Annotated in this window: 13 protein-coding genes and 1 tRNA gene; 8 read left to right on the top strand and 6 right to left on the bottom strand. The window is 42.7% G+C overall.

All coding sequences use genetic code 11. The features are described 5' to 3' along the window. Nucleotides 1-9: 9 nt before the first annotated feature. From ABIC84_RS14985 to ABIC84_RS14995, 3 genes are all read left to right on the top strand, one after another. Entirely contained in the window at nt 10-3,906 is a 3,897-nt protein-coding gene (locus ABIC84_RS14985) for a DUF6443 domain-containing protein (protein WP_429264062.1), read from the top strand. After that, nucleotides 3,903-4,535 carry an SMI1/KNR4 family protein gene (locus tag ABIC84_RS14990; RefSeq protein ID WP_429264063.1) on the top strand — a complete coding sequence of 211 codons (633 nt, stop codon included), beginning with the start codon at nt 3,903-3,905 and terminating at the stop codon, nt 4,533-4,535. The genes ABIC84_RS14985 and ABIC84_RS14990 overlap by 4 nt, the downstream gene beginning before the upstream one ends. Nucleotides 4,536-4,672: 137 nt before the next feature. After that, on the top strand, nt 4,673-4,951 hold the full coding sequence (locus tag ABIC84_RS14995; RefSeq protein ID WP_429264064.1) for a helix-turn-helix transcriptional regulator: 279 nt from the start codon (nt 4,673-4,675) through the stop codon (nt 4,949-4,951). 32 nt (nt 4,952-4,983) lie between these two features. Here ABIC84_RS14995 and ABIC84_RS15000 read toward each other — a convergent pair whose 3' ends face one another. The 6 genes from ABIC84_RS15000 to ABIC84_RS15025 all read right to left on the bottom strand — a co-directional run bounded on the left by ABIC84_RS15000 (nt 4,984) and on the right by ABIC84_RS15025 (nt 13,915). Beyond that, a complete protein-coding gene (locus ABIC84_RS15000; RefSeq protein ID WP_429264065.1) occupies nt 4,984-6,201 on the bottom strand; it encodes a site-specific integrase in 1,218 nt (405 codons plus the stop codon). 250 nt (nt 6,202-6,451) lie between these two features. Continuing rightward, a tRNA-Asp gene (locus ABIC84_RS15005) sits at nt 6,452-6,525 on the bottom strand. Between the two features lie 187 nt (nt 6,526-6,712). Then, the gene (locus ABIC84_RS15010) at nt 6,713-9,097 is read right to left on the bottom strand and encodes a hypothetical protein (RefSeq protein ID WP_426582363.1); all 2,385 of its coding nucleotides are present in this window, start codon (nt 9,095-9,097) and stop codon (nt 6,713-6,715) included. Nucleotides 9,098-9,143: 46 nt separating this feature from the next. After that, nucleotides 9,144-10,319: a DUF4249 domain-containing protein gene (locus ABIC84_RS15015; protein WP_429264066.1), complete on the bottom strand. Its 1,176-nt coding sequence runs from the start codon at nt 10,317-10,319 to the stop codon at nt 9,144-9,146. Nucleotides 10,320-10,328: 9 nt separating this feature from the next. After that, on the bottom strand, nt 10,329-13,103 hold the full coding sequence (locus ABIC84_RS15020; RefSeq protein WP_426582367.1) for a TonB-dependent receptor: 2,775 nt from the start codon (nt 13,101-13,103) through the stop codon (nt 10,329-10,331). An 80-nt stretch (nt 13,104-13,183) separates the two neighbouring features. Continuing rightward, complete coding sequence (locus ABIC84_RS15025) at nt 13,184-13,915, bottom strand: hypothetical protein (RefSeq protein WP_426582369.1); 732 nt, start codon at nt 13,913-13,915, stop codon at nt 13,184-13,186. A 388-nt stretch (nt 13,916-14,303) separates the two neighbouring features. Between ABIC84_RS15025 and ABIC84_RS15030 the strand changes: the two genes are divergently transcribed. The 5 genes from ABIC84_RS15030 to ABIC84_RS15050 all read left to right on the top strand — a co-directional run bounded on the left by ABIC84_RS15030 (nt 14,304) and on the right by ABIC84_RS15050 (nt 17,772). Next, on the top strand, nt 14,304-14,879 hold the full coding sequence (locus ABIC84_RS15030; protein WP_429264067.1) for a TerD family protein: 576 nt from the start codon (nt 14,304-14,306) through the stop codon (nt 14,877-14,879). A 4-nt stretch (nt 14,880-14,883) separates the two neighbouring features. Then, complete coding sequence (locus ABIC84_RS15035; RefSeq protein ID WP_426582371.1) at nt 14,884-15,552, top strand: TerD family protein; 669 nt, start codon at nt 14,884-14,886, stop codon at nt 15,550-15,552. A gap of 138 nt (nt 15,553-15,690) precedes the next feature. After that, the gene (locus ABIC84_RS15040) at nt 15,691-16,386 is read left to right on the top strand and encodes an HAD family hydrolase (RefSeq protein WP_426582373.1); all 696 of its coding nucleotides are present in this window, start codon (nt 15,691-15,693) and stop codon (nt 16,384-16,386) included. Next, complete coding sequence (locus ABIC84_RS15045) at nt 16,383-17,228, top strand: phosphoribosyltransferase family protein (protein ID WP_429264068.1); 846 nt, start codon at nt 16,383-16,385, stop codon at nt 17,226-17,228. The genes ABIC84_RS15040 and ABIC84_RS15045 overlap by 4 nt, the downstream gene beginning before the upstream one ends. After that, nucleotides 17,218-17,772, top strand: a complete 555-nt coding sequence (locus ABIC84_RS15050) for a TerD family protein (protein ID WP_114939325.1) — start codon at nt 17,218-17,220, stop codon at nt 17,770-17,772. Before ABIC84_RS15045 ends, ABIC84_RS15050 begins: the two co-directional genes overlap by 11 nt. Nucleotide 17,773: the final 1 nt, after the last annotated feature.

The following is a 17,773-nucleotide window of genomic DNA, read 5'->3' on the forward strand; positions in this document are numbered from 1 at the left end:
ATTTGAAGCATGAAAAGAAATGCTCATTATCATGGCCGTTTTACGGTAGCCATCATTTTGCTACTGTTTATGTTCGCTATGCAGGTCTCGGCGCAGACCTATATCGCGCCACCGGCAACGCTAACTACCGCACCGGCAGCGGGCTCCTATTACAGCAATAGCAGTATCACTTTAAACCCGAACTTTATTTTTACAGCCGCCGCAGGAAGCAGCCTGAACTTTTATATCGTAGCGCCAGACTGTGTTCCGCAGACGATATCGTTAAGTGCGAATCAGAACTATATCCTCACCTCGGTACCGCAGGTAGGCGGCATGAAGAATGCAGGAACAGGGATCAATACCGGTGATTTAGCCAACCGCACCACCTGCGAGCTGGTGCAGACGGTGCAGTATATGGACGGCTTGGGCCGGCCGCTGCAAACAGTACAGATCAAAGGCTCACCATTGAAAAAAGATATCGTGCAGCCCTTTGCCTATGATCAATATGGCAGGGAAGCGATGAAATACCTGCCTTATGCGGCTACGACAACCGACGGCAGCTACAAGAGCGATGCGCTGACAGGAGCGCTGACCACTTTTTATAACCCTGGCAACACATCGGCAACACAGCAAACGAACGGTGTGCCGAACACCTCATTTCCATTTGCGCAAACGGGCTTCGAGCCATCACCGCTTAACCGGGTGATTGAGCAGGGTGCACCGGGAACGGCCTGGCAGTTAGGCACTACACCTGATGCCGGTAGCAACAGCCATTCAGTACGGATGGTATACACCACTAATGACCAAATCAGTAACTTTAATACCGCAGCAGTAACAGGCAACAACGGCAGCAGAATGGCAGCGCTGTATACGGCAAGCATCAACGCGAACCAAAGCCGGACGCTGGGGCGGGGAAGTAATAGCAGCGCCACCTATTCTCCTAACCAGTTAATGGTAACGATCACCCGTAACGAAAACTGGAAGTCGCTGCCATCATCTGACGGCTGTTTCAATACCACCGAGGAATATAAAGACAAGGAAGGTCACGTGGTGCTGAAACGCACGTATAATATCAAGGGAACGGCAGCAGAGATGCTCTCGACCTATTATGTGTATGATGACTTCGGCAACCTGTGCTTTGTATTGCCGCCGGGTGCGAACCCGGATGCACAAGGTACGGCTATTTCCCAAACAACCCTTGACAACCGCTGTTACCAGTACCGTTATGATGCGCGGAACAGGCTGGTGCAGAAGAAAATCCCGGGCAAGGGCTGGGAATACATTATTTATAATAAACTCGACCAACCGGTAGCGACCCAGGATTCTGTACAAAGGATGAAAGCTACACAGGAGTGGACGATCACTAAATATGACGCGATGGGCAGGACGGTATTGACGGGCATTTATCAGCACCCGGGCAGTACCGCAGGTACGGATATCCACGCGGCGATCCAGGGACTGGTGGATAACCAGAGTGCCCAATGGGAAACACCGGTTAACACCGGCAACGGTTATACCACCAATTGCTGGCCGGGAGCCATAGCAACCCCGCTGAGCGTGAACTATTATGACAGCTATGCGGGTATCCCGAGCTTTCCGGCTGCTTATGACCAAACGGCCAACACCGCGTACAGCAAGCAGACAACCGGCCTACTGACGGCTTCGAAAACATTGGTACTGAATACAGGGGATTATCTATGGAGTGTTCCGTATTATGATAATGAGGGACAGGTGATCAGGACATTTGACCAGCATTATGTTGGCGGTAACGCGTTGCTGAGCCTGTACAATTATGATGATATCCAAACCACCTACAACTTTGTAAAACAGCCTACGGTGCTAAAACGGCTACATTACCTGAAAAACGCGAATGGAACTGCAGGTGTACTGACACTAACCGAACGGAACAGCTATACCTATGATCACATGGGGCGTAAGCAAAGAACCGTCAACCAGTTACAGGATGGCAGTAATGCCGCACAGGATTCAGTGATCCTGACCCGGAGTGATTATAACGAGGTAGCGCAGCTTAAGACCAAAAGGCTGCATTCAAAGAACAGCGGTGCAAACTATCTGCAAACCATTGATTATAGGTATAACCCGAGGGGCTGGCTAAGCAGCATCAACAACGCGAACCTGAACAGCGACGGCGGGCTGACCAATAATGACAGTAACGATAAGTTTGGCGAGGAGCTGAGCTATGACGGAGCGACAACGGCGGCCAAACAATATAGCGGTAACATAGCTACGGCAGTTTGGAAATCGGCCCCAATTGTCATCGGGGGATCAACGATAACGCCGGTAAAGCAAACCTATAATTACGGGTACGATAACCTGAACCGGCTTCTATCTGCGGTGTCGATAACGAACACCAGCAGCCCCAAAGACAACTTATACGGGGAAAATGTGACCTATGACAATATGGGAAACATTACTGGTCTCGGCAGGTATGATAATACCGGAACCACGGCCAGTCCGGTGCGGACCCGGATCGACAGCCTCACCTATACCTATACACCCAATACCAATCTGGTAGACAAAATCGATGACGCAGCAACAGGCTATACAGGGAACGCGGGTTTCAAAGATGCCGTACAGGCGACCCATGAATACGCCTATGACGGCAATGGTAACGAGTTGCAAGACCAGAACAAAGGAATCAGCGGTATTAGCTACAATATGCTGAACCTGCCACAAACGATCACTAAAAGTGACGGCAGCACGGTGACCTATGTTTACAGTGCATCGGGTACCAAGCTGAGAAAAATACTTGTAGCAGGTGGTCTTACGACGACTACAGAATATGAAGATGGCATCGAGTACGATAACAGTACTTCTACCATTGCGTTCATCCAGACCGAGGAAGGCCGTGCCAGGAAAAGCGGAAGCAATTATGTGTATGAATATGACCTAAAAGACCATCTTGGTAACACGAGGGTAACCCTGACGCCTGACCCGAATGATGGTACCCAGCAAACAGCAAAATTGTTACAGGAGAATGATTACTACGCTTTTGGGTATGGCATCCAGTCGACACAGCAAACCATATCTCCTAAAAATGAGTATCTTTATAACCATAAGGAGTTGCAGGAAGAAACTGGGCTGTATGATTATGGCGCAAGGTTCTATGATCCAATAATAGGAAGGTGGACGAGCGTAGACCCATTAGCGGAGAAAGGAAGAAGGTGGGGGCCATATGTTTATGGCTTCGATGATCCCATTAGATTTGAAGATCCCGATGGCATGTGGCCTGATTGGGGGCGGATTGCACGTAATACTAACGATATCTTAGCAGGAGCTGTTAATGCATTGGCTTCCGATATGACGGGGGCAAATGCACCAATGTCTCGACATTCAAGTCGCACTGTATATAACTTTGGACGCAGGCTTGGGCACGTAGCGGCTCTCTTTGTTGGCGGAGGCGAAATGCAAGGAGGCAGTGCCGCTGGTGCAGCAGGTATTGTAGCTGCGCCTGAAACAGGGGGCGTTTCATTGGGACTAACAGCAGCGGGAGGTACTTTGATAACTCATGGAGCATTTACTATAAAAAATGCTATAGTGAACATTATTACTGGAAAGGGGGAAGATAAGGGCGATCCTCCACCAGTAGAAATTGGAATTTCTAAAAGTAAATACCCCGAATCAGCTCAACATTTGGAAGATGCAATAAAAAACGGAGTTAATCCAGAAGGAGTTGTTGATCGTACAGGCGGTCCGAAACGAAGAAAAGAAAAATTGAAAAGCGTTGACGTTGTTCCAGGAAAAGACCGGGATGAGGTCCCTCCTGCTGTAATCGACAACGGCACTGGCGGATCCAGTGTTCGGCCTATTACTCCATCTGACAATAGGGGCGCAGGTGGATCAATCGGTCAACAACTAAAACCGCTCCCCAATGGTACTAAAGTTAAAATGGTAGTAACACAATGAAAAATTATAAAGATTTGCTTGATAATTCAAATGAGCTTTTCGCTAACCCTACGGTCGACTCGGCTAACTTGGAACAGTTGCGGAAAATAACCAAAGATGACGCTTATATATCTTTTATAGATACAATCTGTAATGGGGGGTATTTTTACGACCGTTCACTGCAAATCTATTCTATTAACACCGATAGAGATTACAATAATATCTTTCGCATAAATCAGGTTATCGCGGATGAGTACAAAGAGATAGTAGAAGGCATCTTCTTTTTTGCTCAGGAAATTTTCTCCAACCAGTTCGGTTTCTCAAAACAGGGAATTGTTTTTCTCAATATAGAAACAGGAGAGAAGGAAGTTATTGCCAAGAACTTTGACGAATGGATCGATGTTGTTTTGGATGACATCTCATATTACACCGGACAGGATATATCAAGAGAATGGAAGGAAAAGCAAGGCATATTAGATTTAAATAAGAGATTATGTCCAACAAAACCTTTTATCATTGGCGGAGAATATGAGGTGGACAACTTGTCAAGCCGGAGTTTTCCCGGGTACATTTCTTCCAATGCGAATATAGCTCGTCAGATATATAATCTGCCAGATGGTACACCCGTTCGACTTAAAATAACGGAGTAATAATCTGCATAGAGTCGAAAGAAAGCGAAGCCTTTAACAGCTTCGCTTTTTTATTTTCTAATAATGCTTTCAACATAAACTTTAATTTAATTTTAGGGTACTTACAATATACTTGCGACTATTGGTATCGTATAAGCGTGGATTACAAACAACAACAATATCCAAATAAGTTGAGAGTAATCCGCCGAAAAGCCCGCTATACGCAGGAACACGTTGCAACACTGTTGGGGCACAACAACACCGTTACAATAAGCGCGTGGGAAACCGGCAAGACAATGCCAAGCGGTACCAACTTGATAAAACTCTGTATTCTTTATGAGAAGTTACCGCAAGAACTCTATCCTGATTATGTAACGCTCACCCATGTGGTGACATTGCCGGGACATTCAATCCGCACCACACGGGCAAATTTATGATTAGGGGTAAGAACCCCATGTTCGATCACAGATCAACTTGTAGCTAACTTTTGCTTCAGCAGACTCATATCTTCACTGATCTTATGATCCATCACCTTAGCATAAATCTGTGTGGTTTTGATACTGGTATGTCCCATCATTTTAGCAACGCTTTCTATTGGCACTCCATTATTCAGCGTGATGGTGGTAGCAAATGTGTGCCTGGCAATATGGAAAGTAAGTACTTTAGTGATTCCGGACAGATCAGCTATTTCCTTAAGATAGGCGTTCATCTTTTGATTGCTTAATACCGGCAATACCCTGTCATCACATTGACATTGTGGATTTTCCTGGTATCGTTCCATAATTTCAAGGGCGGAAGGAAGTAAGGGAATTCGGGATAATGTATCGGTTTTTTTGCGGTTTGTATATATCCAGCTTTCGCCATCAATTCCCCTTAATACTTCGGAACGTTTAAGCTTACTTACATCTACGTAGGCAAGGCCGGTATAACAACTGAACAGGAAAATATCCTTAACCAATTTCAGCCGTTCCATTGGCATCTCCCTTTCTGAGAGAGCTTTCAGTTCGTCTTTAGTAAGTGCTATTCGGTTAACTTTTGAAGTTTTGGGTTTATAGTTGAGATACGGGTCGACAGTCAGCCATCCGCTACCAAGACAGATTCTGACGATCTTTCCGAAGTTCTTAATGTATTTAATCGCAGAGTTGTTACCACATTTGCGGATGCTTCTTAAATAGTATTCAAAATCGTTTAAAAAGGCGAAGTTAATTTTGGTAACGGGCAAATCCGATACATTGAACTGCCATTGCATGAAATCTTTGATATGCATCAGGCAGGTTTCGTAGCGCTGCAAAGTGCTTTTCTCAAATTCCTGCCCTACCAGGCTTTTCATTTTTTGGTTATGATCTTCAAATACCGCTGTAATTGTTCTTACCCTATCTGACTTTCCGATAAACTTATTCCTTAAGGTTTCAGCAGTGATCAGTTCATCATGCAGGGTCATGATCCGGTGGCAATCAAATGCTTTGGATTGTAATCCATCGAGGTAACTGTTTAAGGCACGGACATCTTCCTTGGTACCGGTAAGTCTTCCAGCTTTGTTGTTCCAGCGGGAGGATTCACAGGTTCTTCCAGTGGCGGCTTCCGATCGTTTACCATCAACCGTAAACCGGAGGTAAACGGGAATAGGGCCTGACTGATAGTGTTTTGGCTTTTTCAAATAGAAAAGCAGACTGACGTTTGTTCTCATAATAATGAGGATTAATAGTGAAACAAAATTAATTTTCTCATCATTTGAATACAAGATGTTCACTTGCTAAACATATTGTTTGTCAAACAGTTACAATGTATTTGGTGAGTCATTGAGCGGCTTTAATTGACTCACCTAATTACTCACCAGAATTATTGTTTTTAATGAATAATTTGGCATAGCAGAAAAACAAAAAACCCTTCAAATGATATCATTTGAAGGGTTTTGCTCAATTTCAATATTGATTTTGCGGAATGGACGGGACTCGAACCCGCGACCCCATGCGTGACAGGCATGTATTCTAACCAGCTGAACTACCACTCCTCCGTTTGGGTGTGCAAATATACAAACCATTTTATTCTACACAAATTGTTTTTTCAAAAAAGTTCATTATTTAAAAAATTAAGCACTTTTTTGCGCGGTGCGCCTTTTTTGGCGATTATAAATTACTGATAATCAACCATAAACAAGCAAATCACAAAATATAAATCCTGTAGAAATTTAATAGTAGTTAATTCACTTCAAAGCTAAAATATTGGCTTGCGATGTCACCTTGTACCGTAATTCCTTGTACAATTCCTATATATTTCCCTGTTTGATCAGACGTATAAAACGACAACTGATTTTTACCTGCGGCTGAAGTATTGATATCCGGAACCCAATAAAGCAGGTTTCTGAAATCGGGCAACCGGTTTTTAGCTCCCTGTTCAGTGTCATATACCGGAGAATAGAACTCACGCTGCAATTGCAGACCTTCATAATCGAGCACTACGGCCTTGGGGTCTATTTCAACACCGCCAAGATCGCCTTTATAAGTTGTAAAGCTTAAGATTCCTTCGTAAACAGATGGGCCCCAATAATACCGGTACGGAACATCTTCGAGCTTACGAACTTTCAACGGGTCAATACCCATAACCTTATCTATGTTAAAAACAGGCACGTCGTCAAGCATTACTAACGGATCGCCATCTAAAAAACCATTACCGTTAAGTACTTTGATATGATACCGTTTTTGCGACCTGTTAACCCAAACTTCTCTTACATACTCTCTCAATACCTCTTCCATTGTAGTAAAGCGGGTATAGTTATCCAAAAGGTAGGTTTTATAGGGGGTTGCATAAAAACCCGAACTATCAACCTGCGGCTCATAAAAGTGCTTGATCTTATTGCCTAAATAAATATTCTGAACCTGTGTACCCAGGCTTCGTTCTTCAATGGCGCTTTGCATGCCCCGGGTTAGGTTAAATTTTAATATTGGGGATTTTGCGAATTGTTCAGAAAAAGGGCTTAAAATATCAATATGATAGGTGGTATCCCGTTCTGAATTGGTTTGAACTACTATTTCGCCGGGACCATAAAGCTGTCTTGTATTAAAAATCAACCTGCCTGTCGAATCACTTTTTGCTGCGTAAAGCTGTACCCGCTTTCCCGGTACACTTAAATAAGCCACTACATCTTTGGCAATACCACCTGTTTGCGTATTGGTTATTTTACCGGTAATCAGGTGCCCGTCATACTCTGGCAAAAAACTAAATGCGGCCTGTTTATTACCAAATACATTATCCCATTGAAATCTTCGCCAGCCTTGTGTTAGCATGAGGTTATCAAGGGCAGTGTCGGCTTCAGCATCGATATTTTTGAAATAGTAGCCTGGCGATTCAATGTTTCCCCGCAAATCTGACTTGAGCCACATATAACTGAATATTTCGCCGGCATCAATATTTTGTAATGAGTCAATCTTATAAACCGACATTGACAGGTTAGCAGGTTTTACGCGCCCCGAAAATTCTTTGGCAGCGATGTCCACACTTACCTTTTTACGGCGGGTATATGAAGGCTGATCAGCGGAGGCCTCGATAATGAGGTTTTGTTTGGGACGTTTAAAATAAAGCCTTTCGCACACGGGTTGTCTGGCGCTATTGAAAATTGTTAAGTGCGACACTCCTTCGCCCAATTTAGCTTTATCAAGCGTAAAAATGGCAGCACCGCTATTAAAGGGTGCTGTTATGCCGGCTTTAACCGATTGGCCTGTATGAGCAAACAGATATAATTCGCCAGCTTCAACGCCGGCGCCTTTTACTGTGATCTCCACCCGTGTGCTACCTGCATCTTTTACAGCCATTACGTAACCCCGACTTTCAACGGCAGGTAACTCTTTGGTAACAGCCGGGGTATTGCCCGATTTAATAACAACCGTATAAACATTCCCGGCTATTGGGGTGAATAAAAAGCTGCCAATGCCAAATTTCAATGGCCGGAAGCGCGCTACCGTATCGTGCTTCTGATCAACAATAAAACCTCTGCATTCACTTAAGCCTGTACCGTCTGATGCTGTAACCTTAAAAGCAACTTTACTGCTAATACCCGCAACAAGGTTCCCTCCTTCCGGGAAAAACTGAATATCGTAGCCCGGTGACTGTGCTTTATTCGTGGCTTCGGGAGATTTTAACGGATTGATAATGACTATAGCCTTTTCAAAATAATAATCAGGACTAAAATTTTTCATCCAGTTGGTATAGGCCCTTAACTTATAATTACCATTGCTTGCCGATACCGGTATATAAACAGAGCCACTCCCGAGGCCGTTTTTCATTTCTATTTTAGTTTGTATTATGGCATTTTGCTTGTTGTCCAATACATCAACATATACAACTTTGCTAAGGCCAAGCGGCTTATGATAAGTAGCATCAACGTTATATATTTTAAACCACAAAATTTCCCCGGTCATATATACACTTTTATCGGTGTGTGCAAATATTTTTTCCTGTAAGGAAGTTTGGCCATATTTATTAAAGCTCTCGGAAATTTGATTTATAGTTTGTGCTAACCCGTTTAACGATAAGAGCAGCATGCCTAAAAGCAGTGGAACGATAGCAAGTTTTTTAATTTCTTTCATAGCCAAACCTTATTGATTTATTTTCATGGCATCATTCATAACTTTTTTATCTCTCTATCCAAAATGAGGGAGTTTGTACTCGTCCCCTGATCCTGCAATCGGTACATTCAATTGATGAATAAGTATATCCTATTACGTTCATTTCGTCGGTTATATCGGCTACGGGTATCCCGCTACCATTAATAATCATGTTTAATACGTCATTTTGCTGCGTTTTAGGGTTGGAAAAAAGTGCAGTATCAGGCGGACCGCAATCATACGGGTACGTTGCCACCCACTCGCGAGGGAGATCGGCATTATCAATAAATACCCGTTTTGATTGAACATTAGTTACACTTATATATCCAATAACAGGTTCGGCCGGATCTTTAAGGTTGTGAATATTACCCGTTAGCTGTGATGGTTGCGCATCGAATATACTCCCCAATTGCTCGGTGTTCTTCTTCATATTTTCCCAAAACTGATAAGCCTCTTTTGTTAAAGCGTACTGCTTCAGCAAAATAGAATAACGCATTTCAATTTTTTCAGATGTCGAGGCTATGGTTGTTACCGGTTGCTGGTATATTACATCTTGTGATAGCTTAGCTGATGATCCTATCACTATGGTGCTTGATTTGCTCCCCGCAAAGCAATAATAATTATACTCACTGGGAGGCCGACCGACGACTTTTTTGTTTACCTGATCTACCATATAGGCCGATTGATATTTAGCATGAAAGCGCCACGTTTCTTCATAACTCCACCTGTAATATCGGGAGCTATTGGAGGCATCGTGCGTATTTGTATAAACCTGCATGTTACCATTTTTAATATTAAACCCTATGCTATCAATTGGCTGTGTCTTTTTTACCTCAACATAGTCCGACACATATTCTTTATTATCGTTAGTGACAATATGCACACGGTACTTTTTTGACACATCCAGGTTAAGCGCAGGTATAACATAAGTCCCATTTCCCCGGGGCGTAAGTGAATATGCTATTCCTCCTTCGGCTTCAACAGATACCGCGCAATTATCAACTCCGCTTGTGCTTACATTGCCCGAAATTTTAACCGTTCTGCTTAATTTTATTATAGTTGAATCGCTGCCATTGTTTATCACCCCTTCAACAACCAGGTAATGATTGGGAGAGTCAACAATTTTAGGGTTATAAGGCTTTTTACAGGCATTATATATGCCTCCCAGCAATAATAAAATCAATATATATCGTTTTCCTTTCATCGCTTTCAATTAAAACCTGATATTGTAATTAATAAATGGAATAGGCTTGGCAAATATTGACAGCTTATACCCGTTAATGACCCCGCCCTGCTCGGTAAAGAATGTTGAATACGCGTTTTGCCTGCCGGTTAAGTTGTATACACCTATTGTAAATGAGTTGTGTGTTAACTGGTGCACTTTATGGTTGCCTTCTATGTTCATTGAAAAATCCGACCTGAAATAATCCGGAATGCGGTATTGGTTCCTGTCCGAATAAAATACCCGCTCGGAACCACCATACTCATACTTGGCAATAGGTAGGGTAATAGGCCTGCCCGTGCTGTAAGTAAGATTTAAAGAAACACTGAACCTATGCGAAAACCTGTAGTTACTGATAAAATTAAACGCATGGGGTTTATCAAAATTTGCAGGATAGTAAGCACCACCATTTATCAAATCTCCGACATTAGGGTCATTTTGCTTTAAAAATGTGCGCGAATAAGTATAGCTGATCCATCCATTGGCTTTCCCAGTAGCTTTTTTTACTAAAAACTCAATTCCATATGCTTTGCCTTTTGTACCCACCACATCCGTTTCAATATGATGGTTTAATACGAGGTTAGCACCGCTCTTATAGTCGAGATAATCCCTTAATCGTTTGTAGTAAACCTCGACCGACGTTTCAATGGTGTTTGATTTTAAATTATGATAAAGGCCTAATGATACCTGGTCACCATATTGAGGTTTGATATTAGGATCACTTAGTTGCCAAACATCGGTTGGGGATATGGCTGTTGTGTTTGATAACAGGTGAATATACTGCCTGAGTGTGTTATAGCCGCCCTTGATCGATAGGTTATCGCCCAGTTGATACCTGGCCGAAAGCCTGATTTCGGGCCCCGAATAAGTTTTAATAAACTTACCACTTGCGTAGTTGGTACTATCCAACAGGTTGGCGCTTGTTTTAGGCAGGTTAGGCGCATAGTTATACACCGTTTGCGGCCCCAGGAAATTATAGATTGAATACCTTACACCACCGCTTATCGACAGATCGTCGGTCACGTCAAACTTATCGCCCAGGTATAAGGCGCTTTCCAGCGCCTGTTGTGTGGCAACAACATCAGGAGCTACCAATGATTGGGCGCCAAGAGGCTGAAAGCTGCCCGGATGGAGCTTATAATAAATGGAACTTAACCCAAAATCGACAGTGTTTTTGCGGTTAAGGTAATAAGTAAAATCCGTTTTAAAATTACTTTGGTTAATATCAAAATTCAGCTTGTAAGCATTTACCGGGTTATCAGCACTTGAAACATCATATTGGTACTTGTCTATCCCGGCCGTAATAACACTGAATAGTTTATTGTTAAAATTATGCTTCCATTTAAGGTTGATATTCCTGTTGCTGTAACTGTAAGCAGTATCACTATTGAGCCTGAATTTATCTTTGCTTATGTAGCTGGTTAGATACAGATTATTTTTATCATCAATCTGGTGGCTTATATCCAGGTTAAGGTCATAAAATGAGGCCGAACTGTGCTTATAGGCATCTGGAAGGAGCTTGAGGAGCCAGTCGGAATAAGTGGTGCGGCCGCCAAATGAAAACGAGGTTTTATTCTTGATGATAGGTCCTTCAACATTAAGCCTGCTGGTGATTAAACCAATGCCTGCCGAACCGGTAAATTTCTTCTTATTTCCCTCACGATTGGTTACATCCAATACCGAAGACAAACGCCCTCCAAATCTTTCGGGGATACTGCTTTTATATAATTCGATATCCTTAACTATATCGGGGTTAAACGATGAAAAAAAGCCGAAGAAATGCGAGGGGTTATAAATGGTGGCGTCATTCATCAGGATCAGGTTCTGATCGGCCGAGCCCCCGCGTACATTAAAACCCGTGGTAGCCTCGCCTACCGATTGAACGCCGGGCAGGGTAAGCACCACCCTTAATATATCGGCTTCGCCAAATACGGTAGGTACCTGTTTTATGCTTTTAATATCAAGCCTGTTCACCCCCAATTGAACATTACGCACATTAGCCACTTTCTCGGCAGAGATCTTTACCTCTTTAAGGCTGGTTACCTGCTCCTGCATTTCAATAATGATTTTCCCGTCCGAATAAAGGATGATCTGCCTGCGGGTATCGCGCATGCCAATGCCTCGAACGCTTAAAACCTGCCTGCCCTTGGGCAATTTGATAGTAAAGTAGCCAAACTGGTCGGTAGCTACACCCGTTTTGGTATTGGTTACATATATGCTGGCACCTGTTACAGATTCGCCCGATTTAGCTTCCTTTACATACCCCGAAAGCGTTGCCGTACCTGCCTCAATAGTGTTGGTTTTGATCCCTATTTCGTATAGCTTATTTTCGGTTGTTGCTTCGGGTATCTTTTTATCTTTATCAAGATCAGCATTAGCCGGTGACACACTCATATTTGCTGCTGTTGCATTGGCAGCTGTAATGCCAAAATAACCTACCGCCAGCCCGGTTTGTATTTCACGCCCTTTAGTTAAAAACACTTGCTGATGTTTGGTTATGGCGAAATTAAAACCAGTGTTTTTAAAAGCCTGGCTCAATATGGTTTCAATAGGTTTATTGGTTGCCTGCAGAGTTACTTTCAAACTGTCAAACTGCATGGCGTCGTAAAAAAAATGAAAGCCTGATTTTGCTTCCAGCTCTGTTACAAACTGCTCAATAGTAGCTTGTTGAAAGTTTACGCTGATTGATTTTACCGGACCCTGCTGGGCCTGGCACAGTTTAATTAAAATCAAAAAACAGAAACTTAGAAAGTAAATTTTTTTCATCCGGTTATTTTATTTTCCTGCCGTATACATTAATGCTATATTATTTTTTGCCCTGTTATTAAATAATAAGGCACGCCGCATTAATTAGTTAAATGATCATAATAAGTAGTTACATCCACTATAGCCTGCTCCTGATTTTCGCGAAAGTCGATATGATTTGCTTTTATATATTGCCGCAACTCCTTCTTTTTATCCTTAAAAATATCTAACAGTCCGCTCTTTCCGCTAAAGCTGAAATAGTTATCCCCTTTTTTAACATAATAATCTTTGGTTTCGCTAAAAAAAGATTCGATGGTATTGTTTCCCGTGTTGGTTTGGATGCTCTTGGCTCTTTTTACAATGATCCCGATCTTTTTCCCCTGGTATAATTGATCATAAAAACCTGTAGCAAGGCGGGCCTGGCCTGTCGAATCGGTAGTAATGCGTATAAAATGATGGTTAAGTAGCCAGAACTCCGGCACACGCTCGCTTGGTAATGAAATTTTTGTAAAGTGATTATAAAGCAGTATAACCACCAAATCTTTATTCAGGTCATATAACATCGGGACATCGCGATAAACCGCTAAACCGTATTTTACATCTCCAGCCGTAAATGACTTATTGTCAAAAACATATGCGTTGCCTTTTATTATGGGATCATAAAACTCATATTCGGGTCCGTTATATAAGTGTGATTGTTGCCCTATAGCAGTGTGATAATTAGCAATTACGAGGGCTAAACCCGTGCTATCGGGACCCGTTTGTGCAGAAACATGACCGTTTGCCATTATGCCCCAGGTGATAACTAAGGCCAGGAGTGATTTTTTTACCATTTAGGTTTTTATAAAAACGGAATTTACATGACTTTCACTTAATTACCAAACCCCTCTCCCTTAATACGCTAAAGCAAGTGTATTAATCGTGTTACATAAAAAAGCGACTGGGGGACTACAACGTACTATTACGAATGAGCTAAAACAGATGCAACAACCATTGTTAAATAATTGCGTATTACGCAACTAAATTATCTCCCCTCTTCTGTAACAACCGCCCCCTGTCATCGTCTTATTTTTGTGTAGACAATTTCACAATATCACCTCAATAAAACATCTACCTTAGATTAAGCGTTTAATTGCCGGTTTGTCTCCGGCTCAATACCTGCAGCGCCGCGCAAAACCCAATAGGCTACACAGGTTTTACCTAAAAATAACACATACTAAAATGGCTATTAACTTACAAAAAGGGCAGAAAATAGATATCGGCCTTTCAAAAATGACAGTTGGCTTGGGCTGGAACCCAAACGAAGGCACAGGTTATGACTTCGATCTTGACGTATCGGCTATTATGATCGATGCTAACCGACTGGTGCCCCAGGATGAATTTTTTGTTTTTTATAATAATGTCGACTCGCCCGAGCAATCGGTTCACCATACCGGCGATGACCCAACAGGCGGTAACAGCGATGGGGGCGATGATGAATCAATTACTATTGATTTGACAAAAGTTGACGCCCGCATCCAGGAGATCCTGTTTGTGGTAACTATTCACGAAGCACAGGCACGCCGCCAAAACTTTGGCCAGGTACGTGACTCATACATTCGTATCTTAGATAACCAAACAGGCGCCGAAGTTTGCAAATATGAGCTGGGCGAGGATTTTTCTATCGAAACAGCAATCGAGTTTGGCAGGCTTTATAAACGCGGTGGCGCCTGGAAGTTTGAAGCATCGGGCGTTGGTTACAAAGAAGACCTGGCTTTCTTTTTAAGTAAATATTTCAAAGGGCAAATAATCAAATAAGGCAATGGCTATAAATTTGGTAAAAGGTCAAACAATTGACCTTCGTAAAAATGACAAAGGCGAAAGTTTCGACCTCTCCTCGGTAACTATTGGTTTAGGCTGGGACGTTAGGAAAAGTAATGGTGGCGGCTTTTTAGGCAAGCTGTTTGGCGGTGCCGAAGAAGCTGAATATGATTTGGATGCAATAGCGTTTTTGTTAGATAAAAACGGCAAAGTGGCTAATCGCGGTTATGCCAAGCAAACTGCCAATGGCCGTACCATTAATATGTTTGAGGGCGATGTGATCTACTTTAATTCTATGCGACATCCGTCCGGCCACATCTGGCTTACGGGCGATAACCGTACCGGGGCGGGAGAAGGTGATGATGAGCAGATCATCGTAAAGCTTGATTCGCTCGACCCTAAATATGACCGGATCTTGTTCCTGGTAGCTATTTACCAGGGCCGTAAAAACAACCAGCACTTTGGCATGGTGGAGAATGCATTTATCCGCGCGGTGGATAGCCACGGTAAAGAAATTGCAAAATTCAGCTTATCCGGTGATTCAACCTATAACGGCATGTGCTCCATGACTTTTGCCGAAGTTTATCGCAAGGACGGCACCTGGAAATTCCGCGCCATTGGCGATCCGGCTACTACCGATAGCCTTTCGGAAATGTTGAAAGGATATTAAAGAAACTAATAAACCACGTCATTGCGAGGCACGAAGCAATCCCCGATCAGCAGGTCCGCTCTGTATAGTTTGGGATTGCTTCGTACCTCGCAATGACGCGTTTAAGTAAAGCCTCTAAACACATCTACCTAAACATAAATGTACCAGCACTATTCATTTGATCTATGGCTCACGCTGATCAAGTCAAACCCTTACTTTAAAATAGAGCGCACCAAGATCTTTCACCGGGATTTTAATCCGGCAGGTAAAAGTGTCGATGAGGTGGCAAGGGCTTTCAGGCAGGTTGACCTGATGTGCAATGCCGTAAATGAACGTACCGGCAAAAACATTGATGCCGATGAAATGTACCTGATGGTGATCAGCACAATTAATGACAATCAGTATCCGCTCGCCGATGTTAATGTAGATAAGCTGTATGCCGACATGGAAACCCTGCTGTTTTACTATCTGCCGGTGCTTTACTCACCTGTAACAATTGAGGTGCTACAGCATCTAAAACAAAAAGGTGATTGCTCATTGAGTATTTTAAGTAATACAGGCTTTATAAAAGGACAAACGCTCCGCAAGGTAATGGTTAAATTGGGGTTGGATACGTTCTTTAACTTTCAGATCTATTCGGACGAGGAGGGGATGTCGAAACCAAACGGGGATTTATTTAAGCTGATGGTGCAAAAAGTTAAAGAGTGTAATAAACCAAAGCAGATAGACCGGTCAGGTATCATACATATAGGCGATAACCCGGCGGCAGATATAGCGGGGGCTAAAGATGCAGGCCTTGATAGCCTGCTCATCAATTCAAACAACTTATCCATTTTAACCTTATTAAGTTTATGAAAGCTACCTACTCATTACACCATATCAACAGCGCAACACATTTCGGTTTCGATGCGGATGATTACAGTCGCTTTAAATTTGGCGATGGTGAAGTATCCCGTTATTTCGGTACCGATTTGGCAGATGGTTTCATCGCGGAGCATTTAAGCAGGCAGCCCATAAAAAAACAAATAGTAGTGATATCGAGCCCATACTCGTTTATCCCTACGGCTACCTTCGCTATGAAAAACCACTTTGTATGCCGGCTTAACCGCTGGCTGGCTAATCACGGTTATCCTGTTGTGCAGGAAACCAAGGTTCATCGCACCATAACTTATAAGGAAGATTATGGCGAGCTGGATGCCGAGCAAAGGATTAATTTAATAGGTAACGATTCGTTTCATATTGATAAGGATTTTCTTAAAGACAAAACCCTGTTTTTTTTAGATGACATCAAGATCACTGGCAGTCATGAGCGCATGATCATGAAAATGGTAGATGAGTATGGCTTACAAAACGACATTTACATGCTGTACTTTGCCGAACTGGTGAACAAAAACATACACCCCAATATTGAGAACTACCTCAATTATCACCATGTTAAAAACATCTATCATTTAAATGATATCATTAAGGGCAGCAAATTTTGTATCAACACCCGCATAGTAAAATATATTTTAAATTACGATCACGAAAGTTTTTGCATCTTTATACAAGATCAAGACAGCAATTTCATAAACTTGCTGTATGATATGGCTTTGGGTAATGGTTATCACACCATTGAAGCTTATGCGCCTAACTTAAACTTTATTAAACAAAACCTATTAATAAACAACAATAAACTAATTCAGCATGGCAATTAACTTGCAAAAAGGCCAAAGGGAAACTATTGGTGCCCCTAAATTTACGATAGGCCTTGGTTGGGATACAAACAGCTCATCAACAGGCTCGGCCTTTGACCTCGACGCTTCGGTGTTCATCATGGGCGATAATAAAAAAATACTGGCCGACGAATTTTTCGTTTTCTACAACAATCCAAAATCTCCTGATGGTGCAGTTGAGCATACCGGTGATAACCTAACCGGTGCGGGTGACGGTGACGATGAGCAGATCATTGTCGACTTGTCAAAGATCGACCCGCGTGCTACCGAGATCTGCATTGTGGTAACCATTCATGAGGCCGAAAGCCGCCGCCAGAACTTCGGACAGGTACGTAACTCTTTCGTGCGCATTTTTGATTCTGCTACCAATACCGATATTTTGAAATACGAACTGGAAGAGGATTTTTCGATAGAGACCGCTGTGGAGTTTGGCCGTATCTACAAAAAAGATAACAACTGGAAATTTGAAGCTGTTGGCGCTGGCATGAAAGGCGGCTTACAGGATTATTTAAACAAATACAACTAAA

It is taken from the genome of Mucilaginibacter sp. 3215, assembly GCF_050433785.1.
Lineage (GTDB): Bacteria > Bacteroidota > Bacteroidia > Sphingobacteriales > Sphingobacteriaceae > Mucilaginibacter.